Source organism: Rhizobium sp. 01T417, assembly GCF_056398905.1.
Window position 1 is genome coordinate 234,888 of sequence record NZ_JBFTQH010000005.1, and the last position, 19,071, is coordinate 253,958.

General features: G+C 60.4%; 19 protein-coding genes. 10 read left to right on the forward strand and 9 right to left on the reverse strand.

Annotated elements, in window-relative coordinates:
• Positions 1–126 precede the first annotated feature (126 nt).
• The 3 genes from AC1DPR_RS08160 (at position 127) to ligA (ending at position 4,949) form a co-directional block, all read left to right on the forward strand.
• Entirely contained in the window at positions 127–996 is an 870-nt protein-coding gene (locus AC1DPR_RS08160) for an outer membrane protein assembly factor BamD (protein ID WP_025659382.1), read from the forward strand.
• A 5-nt stretch (positions 997–1,001) separates the two neighbouring features.
• Entirely contained in the window at positions 1,002–2,675 is a 1,674-nt protein-coding gene (recN, locus tag AC1DPR_RS08165) for a DNA repair protein RecN (RefSeq protein WP_113471823.1), read from the forward strand.
• Positions 2,676–2,783: 108 nt separating this feature from the next.
• Positions 2,784–4,949 (forward strand): NAD-dependent DNA ligase LigA, encoded by a 2,166-nt coding sequence (gene ligA / locus AC1DPR_RS08170; protein ID WP_113471822.1) that lies wholly within the window; start codon positions 2,784–2,786, stop codon positions 4,947–4,949.
• 33 nt (positions 4,950–4,982) lie between these two features.
• On the opposite strand, the gene AC1DPR_RS08175 is transcribed toward ligA, so the two are convergent.
• On the reverse strand, positions 4,983–5,504 hold the full coding sequence (locus AC1DPR_RS08175; protein ID WP_113471821.1) for a GNAT family N-acetyltransferase: 522 nt from the start codon (positions 5,502–5,504) through the stop codon (positions 4,983–4,985).
• A 258-nt stretch (positions 5,505–5,762) separates the two neighbouring features.
• Here AC1DPR_RS08175 and AC1DPR_RS08180 point away from each other — a divergent pair, with 258 nt between their 5' ends.
• Positions 5,763–6,353, forward strand: a complete 591-nt coding sequence (locus AC1DPR_RS08180; protein WP_018858337.1) for a 3'-5' exonuclease — start codon at positions 5,763–5,765, stop codon at positions 6,351–6,353.
• Positions 6,354–6,416: 63 nt separating this feature from the next.
• Complete coding sequence (locus AC1DPR_RS08185; RefSeq protein ID WP_018858338.1) at positions 6,417–6,911, forward strand: CreA family protein; 495 nt, start codon at positions 6,417–6,419, stop codon at positions 6,909–6,911.
• Between the two features lie 17 nt (positions 6,912–6,928).
• Here the strand turns inward: AC1DPR_RS08185 and AC1DPR_RS08190 are convergent, their stop codons facing one another.
• From AC1DPR_RS08190 to AC1DPR_RS08200, 3 genes are all read right to left on the reverse strand, one after another.
• A complete protein-coding gene (locus AC1DPR_RS08190; RefSeq protein WP_018858339.1) occupies positions 6,929–7,339 on the reverse strand; it encodes a GFA family protein in 411 nt (136 codons plus the stop codon).
• A gap of 198 nt (positions 7,340–7,537) precedes the next feature.
• Positions 7,538–8,005 carry a chemotaxis protein CheW gene (locus AC1DPR_RS08195; protein ID WP_018858340.1) on the reverse strand — a complete coding sequence of 156 codons (468 nt, stop codon included), beginning with the start codon at positions 8,003–8,005 and terminating at the stop codon, positions 7,538–7,540.
• Between the two features lie 2 nt (positions 8,006–8,007).
• Entirely contained in the window at positions 8,008–9,972 is a 1,965-nt protein-coding gene (locus AC1DPR_RS08200) for a methyl-accepting chemotaxis protein (RefSeq protein WP_026371943.1), read from the reverse strand.
• Positions 9,973–10,325: 353 nt separating this feature from the next.
• Between AC1DPR_RS08200 and AC1DPR_RS08205 the strand changes: the two genes are divergently transcribed.
• Genes AC1DPR_RS08205 through AC1DPR_RS08215 form a run of 3 tightly spaced genes read left to right on the forward strand, consistent with a single transcriptional unit; the run spans position 10,326 to position 12,953 of the window.
• On the forward strand, positions 10,326–10,928 hold the full coding sequence (locus AC1DPR_RS08205; protein WP_018858342.1) for an SCO family protein: 603 nt from the start codon (positions 10,326–10,328) through the stop codon (positions 10,926–10,928).
• Between the two features lie 4 nt (positions 10,929–10,932).
• Complete coding sequence (locus AC1DPR_RS08210) at positions 10,933–12,060, forward strand: FAD-dependent oxidoreductase (RefSeq protein ID WP_018858343.1); 1,128 nt, start codon at positions 10,933–10,935, stop codon at positions 12,058–12,060.
• A 14-nt stretch (positions 12,061–12,074) separates the two neighbouring features.
• Positions 12,075–12,953: a 50S ribosomal protein L11 methyltransferase gene (locus tag AC1DPR_RS08215; protein WP_026371944.1), complete on the forward strand. Its 879-nt coding sequence runs from the start codon at positions 12,075–12,077 to the stop codon at positions 12,951–12,953.
• A 158-nt stretch (positions 12,954–13,111) separates the two neighbouring features.
• On the opposite strand, the gene AC1DPR_RS08220 is transcribed toward AC1DPR_RS08215, so the two are convergent.
• Positions 13,112–13,285 (reverse strand): hypothetical protein, encoded by a 174-nt coding sequence (locus tag AC1DPR_RS08220; RefSeq protein ID WP_018858345.1) that lies wholly within the window; start codon positions 13,283–13,285, stop codon positions 13,112–13,114.
• A gap of 280 nt (positions 13,286–13,565) precedes the next feature.
• Between AC1DPR_RS08220 and AC1DPR_RS08225 the strand changes: the two genes are divergently transcribed.
• Entirely contained in the window at positions 13,566–15,401 is a 1,836-nt protein-coding gene (locus tag AC1DPR_RS08225) for an aminopeptidase P family protein (RefSeq protein WP_018858346.1), read from the forward strand.
• A gap of 30 nt (positions 15,402–15,431) precedes the next feature.
• Here AC1DPR_RS08225 and AC1DPR_RS08230 read toward each other — a convergent pair whose 3' ends face one another.
• On the reverse strand, positions 15,432–15,740 hold the full coding sequence (locus AC1DPR_RS08230; RefSeq protein ID WP_025659392.1) for an AzlD domain-containing protein: 309 nt from the start codon (positions 15,738–15,740) through the stop codon (positions 15,432–15,434).
• Positions 15,741–15,742: 2 nt separating this feature from the next.
• Positions 15,743–16,459 carry an AzlC family ABC transporter permease gene (locus AC1DPR_RS08235; RefSeq protein ID WP_018858348.1) on the reverse strand — a complete coding sequence of 239 codons (717 nt, stop codon included), beginning with the start codon at positions 16,457–16,459 and terminating at the stop codon, positions 15,743–15,745.
• 133 nt (positions 16,460–16,592) lie between these two features.
• On the opposite strand from AC1DPR_RS08235, the gene AC1DPR_RS08240 reads away from it, so the two are divergent.
• Positions 16,593–16,841 (forward strand): DUF2164 domain-containing protein, encoded by a 249-nt coding sequence (locus tag AC1DPR_RS08240; protein WP_113471819.1) that lies wholly within the window; start codon positions 16,593–16,595, stop codon positions 16,839–16,841.
• On the opposite strand, the gene pncA is transcribed toward AC1DPR_RS08240, so the two are convergent.
• Together pncA and AC1DPR_RS08250 are read right to left on the reverse strand one after the other, a co-directional pair.
• Positions 16,842–17,468, reverse strand: a complete 627-nt coding sequence (pncA, locus tag AC1DPR_RS08245; protein ID WP_018858350.1) for a bifunctional nicotinamidase/pyrazinamidase — start codon at positions 17,466–17,468, stop codon at positions 16,842–16,844.
• Positions 17,469–17,572: 104 nt separating this feature from the next.
• The gene (locus tag AC1DPR_RS08250) at positions 17,573–18,844 is read right to left on the reverse strand and encodes a sugar MFS transporter (RefSeq protein WP_477816078.1); all 1,272 of its coding nucleotides are present in this window, start codon (positions 18,842–18,844) and stop codon (positions 17,573–17,575) included.
• Positions 18,845–19,071: the final 227 nt, after the last annotated feature.

A 19,071-nucleotide genomic window follows, 5' to 3' on the forward strand; every position in this document is an offset into this window, starting at 1 on the left:
ATCGCCTGCATCGCCACAAAAATGCGTTAATGCATCATCATTGCGTTGCTCTGGCTCCACATTTGTGGCTAGAAACGCCAACAAGGCGTGGCTGCCGTTGAGGGATGGCGGCGTTGGGATATTCCGATGGGTTATGCAGGGTCTGATAGTATGATGAAGACAGCGCGCGCTTTGTTCGCATCGCTCTTGGTGCTGAGCGCAGGTGCCTTAATTTCCGGATGCCAGTCGGACCCCGATATCGATATCACCAAGCTCGGCCTCGAGAACGATCCGCCGGATGTCCTCTATACCCAAGGCCTCGCCAACATGAAGGCCGGCAACATGGCCGAGGCGGCGCGCAAGTTCGACGCAATCGACCGCGAAAACCCGTTCTCAGAATGGGCGCGAAAGGCGCTCGTGATGAGCACCTTCGTCAAGTATCGCCAGGGCCGTCTGGACGACGCTCTCGCTTCGGGCAACCGCTATATGGCGCAGTATCCGAAGTCGAAGGACGCTCCCTACGTGCAGTATCTGATCGGTCTGACCTATTCGAAGCAGATCGTGGACGTCACGCAGGACCAGCGCGCGGCCGCCAAGACCGTCGAGGCCATGCAGGCCGTCATCGACAACTACCCGGATTCGGAATACGTCGACGACGCGCAGGCGAAAATCCGCTTCGCACGCGACCAGATGGCAGGCAAGGAAATGCAGGTCGGCCGTTACTACATGGAGCGCAAGGAATACCTGGCGGCGATCTCACGTTTCCGCACGGTTGTCGAGAAATATCCGAATACCAACCAGATCGAAGAAGCGCTTGCGCGCCTTGTCGAAGCCTATTACGCAATGGGCATCGTCGAGGAAGCACAGACGGCAGCCGCGGTTCTCGGCCACAACTATCCTGACAGTCAGTGGTATGCGGACTCCTTCAAGCTGCTGAAGAGTGGTGGCACCGAGCCGCGTGAAAACCCCGGTTCGTGGATTGCTGCCGCGGGCAAGAAACTCCTGCTCGGTACCTGAGGCCAATGCTGATCCAGCTTTCGATCCGCGATATCGTCCTGATCGAGCGGCTGGATCTCGCCTTCGAGACCGGCCTCTCGGTGCTGACCGGGGAGACCGGCGCTGGCAAATCCATCCTGCTCGATAGCCTGTCGCTCGCGCTTGGCGGGCGCGGAGACGGCGGTCTTGTTCGCCATGGCGAGGACAAGGGGCAGGTTACGGCTGTGTTCGACGTCGGTCCGGACCACAGCGCCCGCAAGCTGCTGCGCGAAAACGGCATCGATGATGACGGCGATGTTATCTTCCGCCGTGTCCAGAACGCTGATGGCCGTACCAAGGCTTACGTCAACGACCAGCCGCTTAGCGTTCAGCTCATGCGCCAGGTCGGGCAGATGCTGGTCGAGATTCATGGCCAGCACGACGATCGCGCCTTGGTCGATGCGCATGCGCACCGGATCCTGCTCGACGCTTTCGCAGGCGTGAACGAAGATGCTGCCGGAGTCTCCAATCTGTACCGCATCTGGCGCGATACCGAGCGGACGCTCAAGAAGCAGCGCGAAAAGGTGGCGAACGCTGCTCGTGAGGCCGACTACCTCCGCGCTTCCGTGGAGGAGCTCGAGAAGCTTTCACCGCAAGACGGAGAAGAGGACGAGCTCGCCGATCGTCGCCAGAAGATGATGAAGGCCGAGCGGATCGCCGGCGATATCGCCGAGGCTTCCGAATTCCTCAACGGCAATGCTTCCCCCGTGCCACATATCGCCTCGCTGGTGCGCAGGCTGGAGCGCAAGAGCCACGAGGCGCCGGGCTTGCTGGAAGATACGGTGGCGCTTCTGGATGCCGCTCTGGACCAGCTCTCCAATGCGCAGATGGAAGTCGAGGCTGCGCTGAGGAAGACGGAATACGATCCGAAGGAGCTGGAGCGTGTAGAGGAACGCCTGTTTGCCTTGCGCGCTGCCTCCCGCAAATACTCCGTTCCGGTGACCGAACTGCCGGCGTTGGCGGTCCGCATGATCAGCGATCTTGCCGACGTCGATGCCGGCGAGGAAAAGCTTGCCAAGCTTGAAGCCGAGGTCGGTGTTGCCAAGGCAAACTACGACGCAGCGGCGCGCAGCCTTTCCGATAAGCGTCATCATGCCGGAGACGCCTTGGCTGCTGCCGTCATGGCGGAACTGCCGGCGCTGAAGCTCGAGCGCGCAAGCTTCATGGTAGAGATCACCACCAATCCTGATGACGCGACCTCGGAGGGGATCGACGTGGTGGAGTTCCACGTTCAGACCAACCCGGGCACACGTCCTGGTTCGATCATGAAGGTGGCATCCGGCGGCGAGCTTTCGCGCTTCCTGCTCGCCCTGAAGGTCGCGCTTGCCGATCGCGGTTCTGCGCCGACGCTCGTCTTCGACGAAATCGATACCGGCGTCGGTGGGGCGGTTGCGGATGCGATCGGTCAGCGGCTGAAGCGGCTCTCCGACCGCGTGCAGGTGCTGTCGGTCACACATGCGCCGCAGGTCGCCGCGCGTGCGGCGACGCACCTGCTGATTTCGAAAGGACCGGCCGCCGAAGGCTCGGAGAAGATCGCGACTCACGTCGCGACGATGGCGCCTGGCGACCGGACGGAAGAAATCGCACGCATGCTGGCGGGTGCGTCGGTGACGGAAGAGGCGAGGGCGGCGGCGGCCCGGCTGCTGGCCGGGAACGGCTGATTTCCTAATCGCCGAATTGGGGAGAGGGCGAACGAGGACCTCTCGCTCTCTTTCAATCCATTCATTTTGCTCTAAAACCGACTCCAGATTCCGTGGAGCGAGAGCCGTATGTCGACCGAAGCCATAGCCGTTGATGCCCTGACGATCGAAGATGCCGCCGCCGAGCTTGAGTGGCTCGCCAAGGAGATCGCCCGCAACGACGAGCTTTATCACGGCGAGGATCGCCCGGCGATTTCCGATGCCGAGTATGATGCACTGAAGCGTCGCAACGACGCGATCGAGGCGCGCTTTCCGGAACTCATTCGCGAGGACAGTCCGTCGCGGCGTGTCGGTATCGCGCCTTCGGTAACGTTCGCGCCCGTTGTGCATGCACGGCCGATGCTATCGCTCGACAACACGTTCTCGCAGGAGGACGTGCAGGACTTCGTGGCGAGCGTCTATCGCTTCCTCGGCCGTCTGCCGGACCAGTCGATTGCCTTTACCGCGGAGCCGAAGATCGACGGCCTCTCTATGTCGATTCGCTATGAGAACGGCAGGATGGTGAGCGCTGCAACGCGCGGCGACGGCACGACCGGCGAAAACGTCACGGCCAACATCCGCACGATCAAGGAAATTCCCCAGACGCTGCCGGCGGGGGCACCAGCAGTCGTCGAGGTGCGCGGCGAGGTCTACATGGCCAAGAGCGACTTCCTGGCGCTCAATAAGCAGATGGAAGCCGAGGGGAAGCAGACCTACGTCAATCCGCGCAATACGGCAGCCGGATCGCTGCGGCAGCTCGACGCCAAGGTGACTGCGAGCCGCAAGTTGAAGTTTTTCGCCTATGCCTGGGGTGAGATATCCGACATGCCCTCCGACACACAGTTTGGTATGGTCGAGGTATTCAAGAGCTGGGGCTTTCCGGTCAATCCCCTGATGAAGCGGTTGAATTCCGTCGCCGATATTTTAGCCCACTACGACGAGATCGGCCTGAAGCGACCGGACCTGGACTATGATATCGACGGTGTCGTCTACAAGGTCGACAGCCTGGATCTGCAGCAACGGCTCGGATTCCGCTCCCGCAGTCCGCGCTGGGCGACGGCACATAAGTTCCCGGCCGAGCAGGCTTTCACGACTGTCGAGAACATCGATATCCAGGTGGGCCGCACCGGCGCCCTGACGCCGGTTGCACGGCTGACGCCAATTACCGTCGGCGGCGTCGTCGTAACCAATGCGACCCTGCATAACGCCGATTACATCGAAGGCATCGGGAACTCGGGCGAACGCATCCGCGACGTCGGGCACGACATTCGGATCGGTGACACGGTCATCGTGCAGCGGGCCGGAGACGTTATCCCGCAGGTGCTCGATGTTGTCATGGAGAAGCGCCCCGCTGATGCCGCCCGCTATGAATTCCCGCAAAAATGCCCGGTCTGCGGCAGCCATGCGGTGCGGGAGAAGAACGAAAAGACAGGCAAGCTCGACTCCGTAACGCGCTGCACCGGCGGCTTCATTTGCCGTGCGCAGGCCACCGAGCATCTGAAGCACTTTGTTTCGCGCAATGCCTTCGATATCGAGGGCCTGGGATCGAAGCAGGTCGACTTCTTCTTCGAGAGCGACGATCCGGCGCTGCAGATCCGTAACGCGCCAGATATTTTCACGCTTGAGAAGCGGCAGGCCGGTTCGCTGACAAAGCTTGAAAATATCGAAGGTTTCGGCAAGGTCAGCGTCGGAAAGCTCTATACGGCGATCAACGAGCGGCGGAGCATCGCGCTGCACCGGTTCATTTACGCGCTCGGCATCCGGCACGTCGGCGAGACGACAGCCAAGCTCCTGGCACGCTCCTACGGCACCTATGCCGACTTCGAAGCAGCGATGAAAGCTGCCGCGCCGCTCTCGGGCGATGCCTGGAACGACCTCAACGCCATCGAAGGCATCGGTGAGATCGTCGCGCGCGGGATCGTTGAATTCTACAAGGAACCGCGCAATGTCGAGGTGATCTCGCGACTGCTCGCCGAACTGAATGACGGGACGCCCTTGCCCGCAGAGAAGGTTGCTGCTGCAGACAGCCCAGTCGCCGGCAAGACTGTGGTCTTCACCGGTTCGCTGGAGAAGTTCACGCGCGATGAAGCCAAGGCGCGGGCTGAAAGCCTCGGCGCTAAGGTCGCAGGCTCGGTGTCAAAGAAAACCGACATCGTGGTTGCAGGACCAGGCGCAGGCTCGAAACTCGACAAGGCACGCGAACTCGGTGTCCAGACGATGGACGAGGACGAGTGGCTGGCCCTGATCAGCGGATGAGAGATCGGCTGTCACCGACCTCGGAGCGTTCCTCTACCGCTTGATGCGCGCCATCGCGTAAGCATCGACGTAGCTGCCGGCGCGGAAGGCGAAAGCACGGAGTATACCTTCCTCTTCGAAACCAAATTTCCTGTAAAGGGCGAGGGCGGCTTCGTTGTCGGTGTAAACAGTTAATTCCAGGCGCATGATGTTCAGCCAGTTGTCGGCGGCATCGATGACGGCCGCGAGCATCGCGCTGCCGATGCCGCGACCGGTAAAGTCGTCATGCACGCCCATGCCGATGCTGGCGACGTGATTGCGGCGGCCGTGGTAACGGGTCATGCCGATGTCGCCGACGATCTGCTCGTCGATAATTGCAACCAGACGCATTGCATCCGGATTGCTGTTTTCGACTTGGCGGCGGGTCTCTTCAATGCTCTGGTAGGGTGGACGCAAGGTACCGGCGCGAAAGCCCGGCAGATTGACCAGCGCCGTCAATGCCTCGGTGTCGGACGGACGGATGGCTCGGATCGACAGTCCGGCGGGTATTTCTCTGGGGTTTGGATTCTTCTGCATGCAACTCTCCTTCTCAGTTTGAGGAGAGCCGGTTCCCGAACCCTGCTCGCCTCGGCAGGGTTTAGGGATGACGGACTGCTTCTAACGCACCATCGCTCCCGCCAACCCTGCAAGGGTGGTCGTCCGCGTCAGCACAATGGTCATCAATCCGGTCATGCGCCATGATTTCGCAATCCGCTTGCGGATGTCAACAGCCGGATTTGCGCGGAGAGGGTGGGGAGGTTATGCCAGATCCATGCTATCGAATCGGAAATCTCGTTGAAAACCATCGCCATTGATTTCGAAACCGCCAACGAACAACGCGGCAGCGCCTGTTCGGTGGGACTGGCATGGATTGAGGACGGCAAGGTTACCCGCGTCGAGGAGCGTCTGATCCGGCCGAAGGAGATGCGGTTCTCCGGTATGAACATCGCCATTCACGGCATCCGGCCTGAGCATGTCGAGGACGCGCCGGCGTTTCCGGAAGTGATGGACGAATTCCACGACGATTTCCGAGGTGCGACCATGATTGCGCACAATGCAGCGTTCGATTTCAGCGTCTGGCGCGCGAGCCTCGATCTCTATCGGCAGTCCTATCCGGAGCTGACGTATCTCTGTAGCCTGAAGATGGCCCAGCGGATCTGGCCGCATTTCCTCTCGCACCGGCTCAACATGATCGCCGAGCATCTCGGCCTGCGTTTTGCGCATCACAATGCCGCCGAGGACGCCGCCGTCTGCGCGCATGCCGCGATCGCGATGGCAAAGGCTGTCGGGGCGGCTGCAGTGAACGCCATTCCCGCTCTGATAGGCATGAAGCCTGGCAGGCTGACGTCGACCGGGTATGAGGCCTGCACCTGCAGGAAGGCGTGAACACTTCCTTGTAAAGGCATCAGGCGCGCTTACCTAAGATGCGGATGCAATCAGGGAACCGTCATGTCCAGAAAGAGTTACATCGCGCTTGCCGCTGCTTCACTCATCGGCCTTAGCGCCGGCGCTGCCTCAGCCGACGTCGTCGGCAAGGTCGGGGTCGACTGGATTGGCAACGACATCATCATCGATGCGGTGGCCGACCCGCAGGTGAAGGGCGTGACTTGCCACGTCACTTATTTCGACCGCAGCGTTATCGATCGCGTGAAGAACGGCAACTGGTTCGAAGACCCCTCGAACAACTCCATCTCCTGCCGGCAGACGGGGCCGATCGAGATTGGCGACATCAATCTGTCGGAGGGCGGCGACGAGGTGTTCAAGACGGGCATGTCGCTTATCTGGAAGAAGCTGGTCGTCAACCGGATCTACGACAAGAAGAACGACACGCTGGTCTATCTCGCCCACTCCCGCGAACTGACTGATGGCTCGGCGAAGATGGCGATTTCAACCATCCCGCTATACGGCCAGAATGTCACGTGGAAGAACGGCAAGCCGCAATAGCAACACGCCTCGTCGCGCTAGGCGCGGCTCTTGGGATGTGCCGGCAGCTCGTCGCAGATGACATCCCAGGACACCTTTTCAGACGTCCAGACGTGAAAGGTCGGATGATACTCATCCGGGTCGTCGAGGCTGACTGTCATGATGTCGATCAGGTCTGGGTCGGCATCGTTCTGATAGCCGATCGGAGAACCGCATGAGCCACAAAATGTCCTGACAACGCCTCTCGAGGAGGCAAATGCCCGAGGGGCTCCCTGTTCGTATACCAGCGTTCGCACGGGAAAGGTGACGAACGGAAGCGTAGGAGCCGAAGCGACCTTTCGGCATGTCTGACAGTGGCAGATGCCGCTCGCCAGCGGCGCCTCGTCAATTCTGTATCGGACCGCACCGCAGCCGCATCCTCCGGTGTGACGGGTTTTCGCCTCGCGCATTCTGCGTACCCCGTTGTTCTTCTGACAACCATTCGAACGCCCGTTCGCGCACTTCGTTCACTCGAAGCGACGTCGGACGATGCGATGAGGAGATAGCCTGCAATGCGGCCCTAACAATGACCGTACAGAAAAAACCGCTCGCAACGGTTCGATGCGAGCGGTTCGAAAATCTCTTGGCGGTTATGCTGGCTGGTCGCGTCAAGCAGCCTGTGCCAATTCGTCGGCGATTACGGTGTCGAGGTTTAGGAAGCAGACCATGGTCTTTTCCAGGGCGACGATGCCGCGGCAGAAGGCGCGCTGGGCTTCCGGGATGATCTCCGGTGCCGGCTGCAGGTCTTCGCTCTTGATGGTCATCATGTCGGAGACCTGCTCGACCAGCAGGCCGACGAGCTTGCCGGCAATGTCGGTGACGATAATGGCGGAGCGCTCCGACGGCTCGGTCATCTTCATGCCGAGGCGGCAGGCCATGTCGATGACCGGAATTACCGCACCACGAAGATTGATGAGGCCGAGGACGTAGGGCGGTGTGTGCGGCATTGGCGTTACGGGCGCCCAGCCGCGGATTTCGCGGATCGCCATGATGTCGATGCAGAACTCCTGCTCGCCGAGATGGAAGGAGACGATCTCGAGATGCGATCCGGTCTGGTTGATGACGGTATTGTTCATGATCAGAATTCTTCCCAGTTGTCTCCGGCCGGTACGGCCATGGCTCTGGCGGTTGCGCCGCCGCTGAATGCGCCCGCGACCTTGCCGATAAGGCTTCGTGCGGGAGATGGTTTCGGATGCGAGACTGCGGTGGCTTCCCGCGGCGTGGAACGGGCATTCATGCCTTCGCCGATCTTGAACGTCTGGATCAGGTGGATCAGGCTGTCGGCATCGGTGGCGAGCGCGTGACTAGCTGCGTTCGTTTCTTCCACCATGGCCGCGTTTTTCTGCGTGACCTGGTCCATCTGGCTGATGGCCGTATTGATTTCGTTCAGTCCGGTAGATTGTTCGCGTGCAGAGGTTACGATTGATTTAACATGCTCGTCGATGCGCAAAACATCTTCGCCGATCTGGCGCAGGGCTTCGCCGGCCGCCGTTACGAGTTCGCCGCCGGCCTTTACCTCGGCGCCGGATTTTCCGATCAAGGCCTTGATATCCTTGGCGGCACCGGCCGCGCGGCCGGCGAGTTCGCGTACTTCCTGTGCTACGACAGCAAAGCCCTTGCCGGCTTCGCCGGCGCGAGCAGCTTCGACGCCCGCGTTGAGGGCGAGGAGGTTGGTTTGGAAGGCGATCTCATCGATGACGTTGATGATTGTTCCGATCTCGCGCGAGGCGGTCGCGATTCGCTCCATCGCAGCCATGGCATCGGTCACGACCACATCTGATTTCGCGGTATTCTGCCGGGTGTGGGCAACCATGTGGCCGACTTCCTCGGCACGGTTGGTGGCGTTGCGAACCGTTGCGGTGATCTGGTCGAGCGCCGCGGAGGTTTCCTCCAGCGAGGCCGCCTGTTGTTCCGTACGCTTGGCGAGGTCGTCTGCTGCCGAGCGCATCTGCTGGCTGTTTGCCTGGATGGAAGTCCCGTTTCGGGCGATCCCGGCCATTGTCTGGCGGAGCGTCGCCGTGGTGTGATTGAAGTCGGTGCGCAAGCGCTCAAGCTCTGCCGTGAACGGCTGATTGATGGTGACTGTCACGTCTCCGCCCGCGAGGCGCGTAAGGCCGTCGCCCAACGCATGGACTGCATCGTTGAGCGCTTCGGCGTCCGCAAGCTTCGCTGCTTCACGGCTGCGGCGCTCGGCGTCGCTCTGCTGGCGTTCGCTGTCGCTACGCGCCTGCAACTCCTGCTTCTCGATTGCGGCAAGCCGGAAGCTCTCCGCTGCGCGTGCCATGTCGCCGATCTCATCGCCCCGGTCAGTGGCGGGGACAAGGCTATTGAGATCGCCGCGCATGATGCCCTGCATGCTTTTTCGCACACCCTCGATACCGCGACGGATGGAACCGCCATGAATGTATTGCAGGGTGCCCATTGTCAGGATGGCGACGATGCCAAGTCCCAGCTGGATCAGTATCGCCCGCTCCGAGATTGCGTTTGCCTCGTCGATCCGCGCTTTGGCCAATTCGCCGCCTTCGTGGGCGAGCTTGTCCAGTGTCGCGCCCACCTTGTCGCCGCCACCGTCGATGGCGTCGTCCAGCTTGTCAAATTCACTGTCCGGCGCCCCGGCTTCGACAGCAGATTTCAAGTCTCCGACGACATTTTTCCCCAGAGACGCCACGTCTGCATCATAGGTGGACAACAGGTTTCCGGCGTTCAGCTCTTCGCCCAGGCGGTGCATCTCCTTGGAGCTGTTCTGCAGCTCGCCGATCGCCTCGTTCATCAGCTTCAGGCGTTCGGGCATCACGGCGCGATCGCCACGGTCGACGATGGTGTCCATGGCGGCAAGAATGAGGGTGAGGTTTGCGGCGCGCATCTCGTTAATCTGGTCGACGCTGGCCTGGATTTCGTTGGCATGTCTCAAAGCCGCGTCGGCGCTCGAATTTTGATACCAGCCAACTGCAAGCATCGAGCCGAAGCCAATGAACGCCGCGCCGGCAAGTGTCCCCAGCCGTTGGCCTACAGAGAGGCTCTTGCGCACTTTCATATCAGTCATTGATGATCATCCCCCTCCGCGATGAGACGCGGTGTGCATCTTGCGCTCACGCGGATAGCCGGGGATTGAAATGCCGGGTGGACCTCATGTCACGAGAACGTAGAACGTTCTATCCATTCCTAAATATAGATATGTATTTTTAAGTATTTGCTAACCCTCAAAGATTGCAACCGTCTTTGTTTCATCTGCTAAGTGGTTGAAGATTTTGGTTTTTGTGAAACCGATTTCGCCTTTTCCGTGTGCTGGTGGGGCAATCGGTCGCCACTGGGAAACGTGTTGTTGAATTGCGCCCCGAAGCAGGAGGCGATATCACCCGATAAACGGGAATAATCCCGATCTTTGAGGTTTGATCGATGAAGACTGTCCGCATTGCGGTCTGGGTTGCGGTGCTGCTGATGGCCGGAATTCTCGGCTGGCTGACGCTTAATGTCACCAAGACGAAGGAGGCCGTTTCCGAGGGGCCGTTCGGCGTGCCGTTCACGCTCGTTGCCCAGGACGGCAAGCCGATCACCGAGCAGGCCTTCCGGGGCAAGCCGACGGCGCTCTTCTTTGGCTTCACCCATTGCCCGGAGGTCTGCCCGACAACGCTCTTTGAGATGAACGGTTGGCTGGAGAAGGTCGATCCGGATGGCAAGAAGCTGCAGGCCTATTTCGTGACCGTCGATCCGGAGCGCGACACGCCTGAGGTGATGAACGAATACGTTTCCAACGTGTCCAAGCGCATCGTCGGCATATCAGGCGCGCCCGACAAGATTGCCGATGTCATCAAGGGCTACCGCGTCTACGCCAAGAAGGTTCCGGTGGACGAAAGCAATCCGAACGGCGATTACACGATGGATCACACGGCTTCTGTCTTCCTGCTCGATTCGGAAGGGCGGTTCTCCGGTACCATCGCCTATGGCGAAAATCCCGATACGGCTGTAAAGAAACTGGAGAACCTCGTCAGCAAGGGATGACGGCATGGCGTCAGGGCATCGCAGCATCTTGATCGCCGGAGCCGGTGCTACTGGTCTGACTGCTGCTCTTGAACTCGCCCGCCGCGGCCACCTCCCGCGCATCGTCGATAGCGACGCCGGACCGGTGCCCCTAACGGAAAGCCGTGCTCTCGGCATCAATGCCAGAACGCTGACGCTGCTTTCACCTTCGCGTGTCACGGACACGATCCTGCAGGAAGCGCAGCAGATACAGCACTTCCGGATCGCCGCCAAAGGCAAGGTCCTTGCCGACATCGACACCACGGAGGTTCCCGGTCCCTACAGTGCCATCCATGCGCTGGCGCAAGGGCATACCGAGCGGCTGCTGCTCGGCAAGCTTTCCGACTACGAGATTGCTCCGGAGTGGCAAACCGTCGTGGAGGCGGTTTCCGGCGATCTTTCGAAACCGAAGGTGACGCTAAGGAAGCTGGATGGTTCGGTCGAAACCGCGGATTTCGATATCGTGATCGCGGCCGACGGGTCCCATTCAACGGTGCGAGAAGCCCTCGGCATCGGTTTCCCCGGGCAGGTGCTGGAGAGCAGCTTTTACCTGGCGGATTTTCGCTACGCCGGACCGGTCGATCCCAGCTTTGCCGAGATCAGCCTGTTCGATCCTGGCATGATCGGGCGCTTGCCTGTGACGCGTGACGTGCTGCGCTACATTTCGACGCTCCCCGATTTCGAGAGCCGCATCGAGCATCCCGCGCCCATTGCTGAGCGGGTCTGGGCGTCCGATTTTCGCATTCACTTTCGTCGTGCCGAGGTAATGGCGAGGGGCAACGTTTTCCTTGCCGGGGATGCTGCGCACATTCATTCGCCTGCCGGGGCGCGGGGGATGAACCTTGGCATCGAAGACGCATGCTGGTTGGCCTGGCTGATCTCGGAGAGGCGGGAGCAGGAGTATGCGGTGCTCAGGATGCCTGCTGTGACGACGGTGCTGAAGCAGACCCATCAATTGACATCGCTAATCACAATGACACATCCGATGGCAATCGCGATCCGCAATCTTGCCGTACCGGTTCTTTTGCGGATACCTGCATTCCGACAAAAATTGCTTCACGGTGTTTCCGGATATGATACGCAGTCGCCGCCCTGGATCGATGGCGCCCCATAAATGAAAGAGTGATTGTGAGTGAAATACGCCTTTATGTGACGACGACCGAAGTGCAGGCCGGTGAGATTCTGGACCTGCTGTCCGAGGTCTTCGGCGAAGAAGACTTCGCGATCGCGACGACTGAAATCGACGAGAAGAAGGACATTTGGGAAGCCTCCGTCTACATGATGCGTGAAGACGAGGCGCAGGTTCGCGCGCGTGTCGAAGACGCGCTGAAGACGAGCTTTCCCGACGCCAAGGTCGAACGCGAGGTGATCCCTGACGTCGATTGGGTCGCCAAGTCACTCGAGGGCCTGAAGCCGGTTCGGGCAGGGCGGTTCCTCGTCCATGGCTCGCACGACCGCGACAAGGTACGGCCCGGGGACATTGCGATCGAGATCGATGCGGGCCAGGCGTTCGGTACGGGTCACCACGGTACGACGGCTGGCTGCCTGGAGACGATCGATCGCGTTCTTCGTTCCCGCTCCGTGCGGAATGCGCTCGACCTCGGAACCGGTAGCGGCGTTCTGGCGATTGCCGTGAGGAAGCTGCGTAACATTCCCGTTCTCGCCACCGATATCGACCCGGTCGCAACTCGGGTCGCGGCCGAGAACATCAGAAGCAACGGGATTGCGTCCGGTATCTCGACGGCGACAGCGCCGGGTTTTCACTCGACGGCCTTTTCCACACATGGTCCCTTCGATCTCATCATCGCCAACATCCTCGCGCGACCGCTGATCAAGATGGCGCCGCAGCTCGTCAACCACCTGGCGCCGGGAGGGTCGGTCATCCTCTCCGGCATTCTGGCCGCGCAACGCTGGAAGGTGCTTGCCGCCTATAATGGTGCGCACCTGCGGCATGTCCGCACGATCTGGCGAAACGGTTGGGTGACGATCCATCTCGACCGCCCTTGAGATGAAGGCAAAAGAAAAGGCGGTGCCAATGGCACCGCCTTGAGACCAGTTTCCCGGTCAGTGCCCGCGAGCTCGAAGGAGGAGGAGCGCTCGAGCGGGCTTCTACTGTTCTGATCGCCGATCCCGTGAGGGAGGAGGAGAAGGGAGCGGCGAGTTGCTCAGAACGTGTAGCTGGTTGCGACCTGATGGCGCGTAACCCTGTGGCCGGCGCCGAGCAGCTTGAGGGTGTCCTCATGCGGCGGACGGCGCGAGCCGATGATGTGACGCACAGTCTGGCGCTCGCCAGCCTGCACCGGGCTGCTGTAAGCGAAGCGCGACAGAGGGGCAGTCATATCCAAATTCCTTTTGTTTCGTTTCAGGTTCGTCTCGAACCCGTCTGATGGCGCCTATATAGCGATTTAGAAAAGCTGAGGGAGAGGGTTTCCTTCATGGGAGCCATGCAGAGAACGCATAAAGCGTGCCAGTTTGTGAATCGGCGCCTCATTTCCGCCGAATTATTGCGCGGCTCTCACTCAGGTATCGCGTCGCAATTTCTCGTATTCTCCTGAAATTCCGATACCATAGCCGAATCTCTTCGCTGAGGGGATCGTCCAAAAAAACGGGTTATTGAGCATGTTCCAGTCTTTCGAAGTCACCTCGACGCCACAATTCGGCCGCGATCGCGTTTCGGCCCTGCGCGCAAGCTTTGATGCGCTTGGCATCGACGCCTTTCTGGTGCCGCGCGCCGACGAGTTCAACGGCGAATACGTGCCAGCTTGCTCGGAACGCTTGTCGTGGCTGACGGGTTTCACGGGCTCGGCGGGGGTCGCGCTGGTGACGCGTTCGGAGGCGATTGTCTACGTGGACGGGCGCTACGTGACGCAACTTGCCGAGCAAGTCGACAACGCGCTCTTCACCGGTGGGGACCTTGTGAACGAGCCGCCTCATGCCTGGCTTGCAAAGAATGGCTCCAAGGGCTTGCGTCTTGGCATTGATCCCTGGCTGCACTCCGGGGCGGAGGTGCGGCGACTTGAAAAGGCGCTTGCCGAAATTGGCGGTTCGCTCGTTGTCCTGCCTCACAATCCTCTGGACAAACTCTGGAGCGACCGGCCGCAGGAGCCGTTGGGGCAGGTGACAATCCAGAACATCGTCCAGGCGGGCGTGCTCGCAACCGACAAGATCGCAACGGTCGCGGCCGATCTTGCAAAGAAGAACCTCAAGGCGGCGCTGATCGCGGATCCGTCTTCGGTCGCCTGGATCTTCAATATCCGCGGTGCCGATGTCCCGCACACGCCGCACCCGCTGGCGCGGGCGATCATCTATGCCGATGGCAAGGCGGACCTCTTCCTCGACAAGCGCAAGACCGGTATCGAACCCGAAGCCTATCTCGCTCAGATGTGCATGCAGCTTCCGCCGTCGGAGCTCGAAAAGAAACTGTCAGCTGTTGCAAAGGATGGTGGTCGCGTCTTCGTGGATCCTGACCTCACCTCGTATGCCCTGGCGGAGATCATTCGCAAGGGAGGTGGCGAAGTCGTGGAAGGGAATGATCCCGCAAAGCTTCCGCGAGCGGTGAAGAACAACGTTGAGATTAACGGTTCCGCGGCCGCGCATCTGCAGGATGGCGCAGCGATGGTCGAGTTTCTCTACTGGCTGTCGCAAGTCAAGCCCGGGACCGTGACGGAAATCGACGTGGCGGAGAAGCTCGAAGCAGCGCGCGCCCGTGTCGGGCAGAGCATGCAGAACCCGCTGAAGGACATTTCGTTCGATACGATTTCCGGTGCCGGCGAGCACGCGGCGATCATGCACTATCGCGTCACGACGGAAACGAACCGCAAGCTGGAAGCCGGGGAGCTTTTCCTGATCGACTCCGGCGCCCAGTACATCAACGGCACGACGGACATTACCCGCACCGTCGGGATCGGTTCGGTCACCGAGGAGCACAAGCGCTTCTTCACGCTGGTGCTGAAGGGCATGATCCAGATCAGCACCGCGCGTTTTCCGAAAGGCACCCGCGGCTGCGATCTCGATCCGCTGGCCCGCATCGCGCTCTGGCGGGCGGGGGCCGATTTCGCCCATGGCACCGGCCACGGTGTCGGGTCCTACCTTTCGGTGCATGAAGGTCCGCAACGCATCGCCAGGTTATCAACGCAGGAATTACTGCCGGGGATGATCCTCTCGAACGAGCCCGGCTACTACCGTCCCGGCGCTTTCGGCATCCGCATCGAGAACCTGATCTACGTCCGCGAGGCAGAGGCAATCGATGGCGGCGACACGCCAATGCTCGGGTTCGAGACGCTGACCTTCTGCCCGATCGATCGCAGCCTCGTCATTCCAGAGCTTCTGAACCATGACGAGTTGCATTGGCTCAACAATTATCATGAGCGCACGCGGGAGGCGCTGATGCCGCTGATCCACGACCACGACGTCAAGGCGTGGCTGGAGAACTCGACCTTGCCGCTGGAATACTGAGCCAGGCGGCCTTGCTCGCCGCCGATGGCGTCACATGCCGATCGTGTGACGCCAGCCCAGAACGAAGAGCCACGCGACGATCAGCATCCAGGTGTGCGAGGCCCGCAGGCCAACGACGAGTGCGACGAGCAGGGCCAGCTTCGAATCCCAGCCCCCGATGAAGAAGGCCGGCGCGACAAGCGTCGTCAAGACTGCGGCTGGGACCGCAGCAAGTGCGGCCTCCATGCGTGGCGGAATGCGCTTCATCGTGGTGATGAGGATATAGCCGCCGATGCGGGTTGCGTAGGTTGCAACCGCCGCAGCGACGATCACGAGTGCCATATGAAGATCGAAGGCCATCGTCATACCTCGTGCAGATCGGATTCGAGTTCCTGTTCGTGGGGCGGCGGTGGGAACAGGGCGGCAAGGATGATTCCCGCTGCGGCACCCAGGCTGACGTGCCAAGGTGAGCCGACATAGTGATAGGCGACAACAGAGGCGACCGCACTGACGGCGGCGACCGGCAGAAAGTTGTCGCGATGGCGGAAATCCAGGACGATGCCGAGGAAGTAGGCCGGCAGCAGGATGTCGAGACCGATCAACTTCGGGTCGCCGATGTAGTTGCCGAGCAGCCCGCCGAGCAGGCTCACCAGGACCCAGGGGATGTAGATGATGATGCCGAAGCCGAGGTACCAGACAAAGGTGACCGGCTTGCCGGCTTCGCCGCGCTTCAGCGTTTCGGCAAACTGCGGATCGACCAGCAGGAAAAAGGTGAAGAATTTCTGGAGCGGCGAAAAATGCTTGATGTAAGGGGCGATGGCCGCCGAATAGAGGACATGGCGAAAGTTGACGGCCAGGATGGAGGCGACGATCAGCCACGCCTGGACGTTATGGCCGAACAGTTCGAGGCCGACCATCTGGCTCGCGCCGGCATAGACCGTGGCGCTCATGAAGGTCACTTCCGCGAGCGACATGCCGTTATCGACTGCGAGCGCTCCAAACAATGCCCCAAACGGGGCCGAGGCCATCGCAATGGCTGAGCCACCGCGCAAGCCGTCGAAAAAATCAGCGCGACTCATCGGCGATAATCCTTCTGGAATTTTGTCCCCCGTCTAGGGACGGGCGGTATCCGCCGCAAGCAAATTTCCTTGATTGACCGATCGATTTCGCTGAACGATGCACACGCGACTGATTGCCGTTCGAGGAACAAAGATGACCCGGATCGAACTTTCGAAAGAGGAAAAGGCCGAACTCATTGCGCGGATCCAGCACTATTTCGATAGTGAGTTGGACCAACCGATCGGCCTCCTGAAAGCGGAGTTTGTTCTCGAGTTTTTCGCGAAGGAAGTTGGCGCCGCTTACTACAAGAAGGGGCTCGAGGATGCGCAAGTCGCGCTTGCCAGACGCATGGATGACTTTTCCGAGGACGTCTATGAGTTGCAGCGGACTGCGACGGAGTGATCAGCCTTCCAAAATTTGTCGGCTGGTGACGATGTCGATGCCGTGCTCGCGCATTTCCTTGACCGCGGTCGCAACACCTTCGGGTGTGATCCCACGGCTGGCATCTTCGACAAAGCGAACCCGCACTCCGGGCATCATTTCGGTCGCATCGAGGACGGAGAACTTCACACAATAGTCGGTTGCGAGACCGCAAACGTCGAGTTCCGTGACATCCTGCCCCTCGAGAAAGTCGGCGAGCCCGGTGAGGGCGTCCTGATCGTTGTCGCGGAATGCCGAGTAGCTGTCGACACCACGATTCTCGCCTTTCTGGAGGATGAGATCGATCTCGCCCGTCTTGAGATCGGGATGCAGTTCAGCGTCCACCGTTCCTTGAACGCAATGGTCCGGCCACATCATCTGCGGCTTGCCGGAGAGCGTCCCTAATTCGAACGGCTGCTTGCCGGGATGAGATGAGGCAAAGCTTCCATGGCCGGCAGGATGCCAGTCCTGGGAGGCGACGATCAGGTCATACTTGCCGCTCTCGATCAGGCGGTTTGCGATGGGAACCACTTGGTCGCCATCCGGCACCGGCAGGTTGCCGCCCGGGCAAAAGCCATTCTGAATATCGACTAGAAGCAAGGCTTTCATCGGTGCGACTCCCTCGATTTGCACTGCAACATGCCAAGGGCCGAGGGACGGCGCAAGCGCCGAAACGCTTCGCCGCATGGGCGGCGAAGCGGGCCTTGAAATGGTCAGGTCGGCCGGTGCCCCTTCAGCCCATAAAAGGCAATGTAAGCATAGCACAGAACCGGCATCAGGAAGGCGAGATGTATGCCGATCGTGTCAGCAAGGGCGCCTTGCAAAAGCGGCAGCAAGGCGCCGCCGACGATTGCCAGGCAAAGGATTCCAGAGCCTTGGCTCGTGTATTTTCCAAGGCCGTACAGTGCGAGACTGAAGATCGTTGGGAACATGATCGAGTTGAAGAGGCCGATTGCGAGGACCGACCACATGGCGACGTGACCGCCCGAGAAGACGGTGAGTAACAGCAACAGGATGACCGCGGCTGCATTGAAGGCCAAGGCCTTGCCGTCATCGACGTAGCGCATCACGACAGCACCAATGAACCGGCCGATCATCGCGCCGCCCCAGAAGTAGGATACATGATGGGCGGCCTCGGCTTCCGAAAAGCCTGCTATATCCGGCTGGCTCATGAAGTTGACCAGGAAGCTGCCGATGCTGACCTCCGCGCCGACATAGAGGAAGATGCCGATTGCGCCGAGCACGAGATGGCGATACTGCCAGGCCGAGCCGCCGCCGGTGATCGGCTCAATATCTTCCGCACCTTCAACCTGGGGGAGCTTGAGGGCTGCAAAGAGCGCGGCGAGTAACAGGAAGGCGACAGCCAGCAGCATATAGGGGAACTTCACAGCGCTCGCTTCGGCAAGCCTGACGGCGTCGAGTTGTTCCGGAGTGGTGCCCGCAACGGCGGCCGCTGTCGCAGACAGGATCAGGACTGCGCCGAACATCGGGGCAAGTGTCGTGCCGAGGGAGTTGAAGGCCTGTGTCAAGGTCAGGCGGCTTGCGGCGGTGTCGGGTGGACCGAGGACCGTGACATACGGGTTTGCCGCGACCTGTAGCACTGTGATCCCAGTTGCCAGCACGAAGAGGGCGCCGAGGAAGAGTGCATAGACACGGTAGCTTGCGGCCGGAATGAAGAGCGCGCAACCGATGGCGGAAATGATCAGGCCCGTCACGATCCCCCACTTGTAGGTGATGCGCTTGACGAGCGCGCCGGCGGGCAGGGAGACGATGAAGTATGCGCCGAAGAAGCAGAGCTGGATCAGCATCGATTGCGTGTAATTCAGCTGGAAGACGTTCTTCAGGTGCGGAATGAGAATGTCGTTCAGGCAGGTGATGAAACCCCACATGAAAAACAACGATGTCAGGGCCACGAGGGCAAATTGATAGCTCGCTGCCGGGGAAGCCGATGCCGGGCGCGTCGTCGCGGCACTGTTGGTGATGATACCAGCCACAGTCTTGTACCTCTTGTTCTTGTTGCGCCGGAAATTTTCTCTTGGAGCCGTCGAAACGGCGGGCCGGCGGTGGCTCGGCAAGGCGCTTGGGAGGAGGCATGCAGCAAGCCACAAGGCTCATATATCCATTTGAAACCAAATTGGTAGTATTCAAACGATTTTTATTGTGCGTTGCGGCGGGTGGTTCGCCCCTGCGAACATGTGCTGACGCGGCCGGT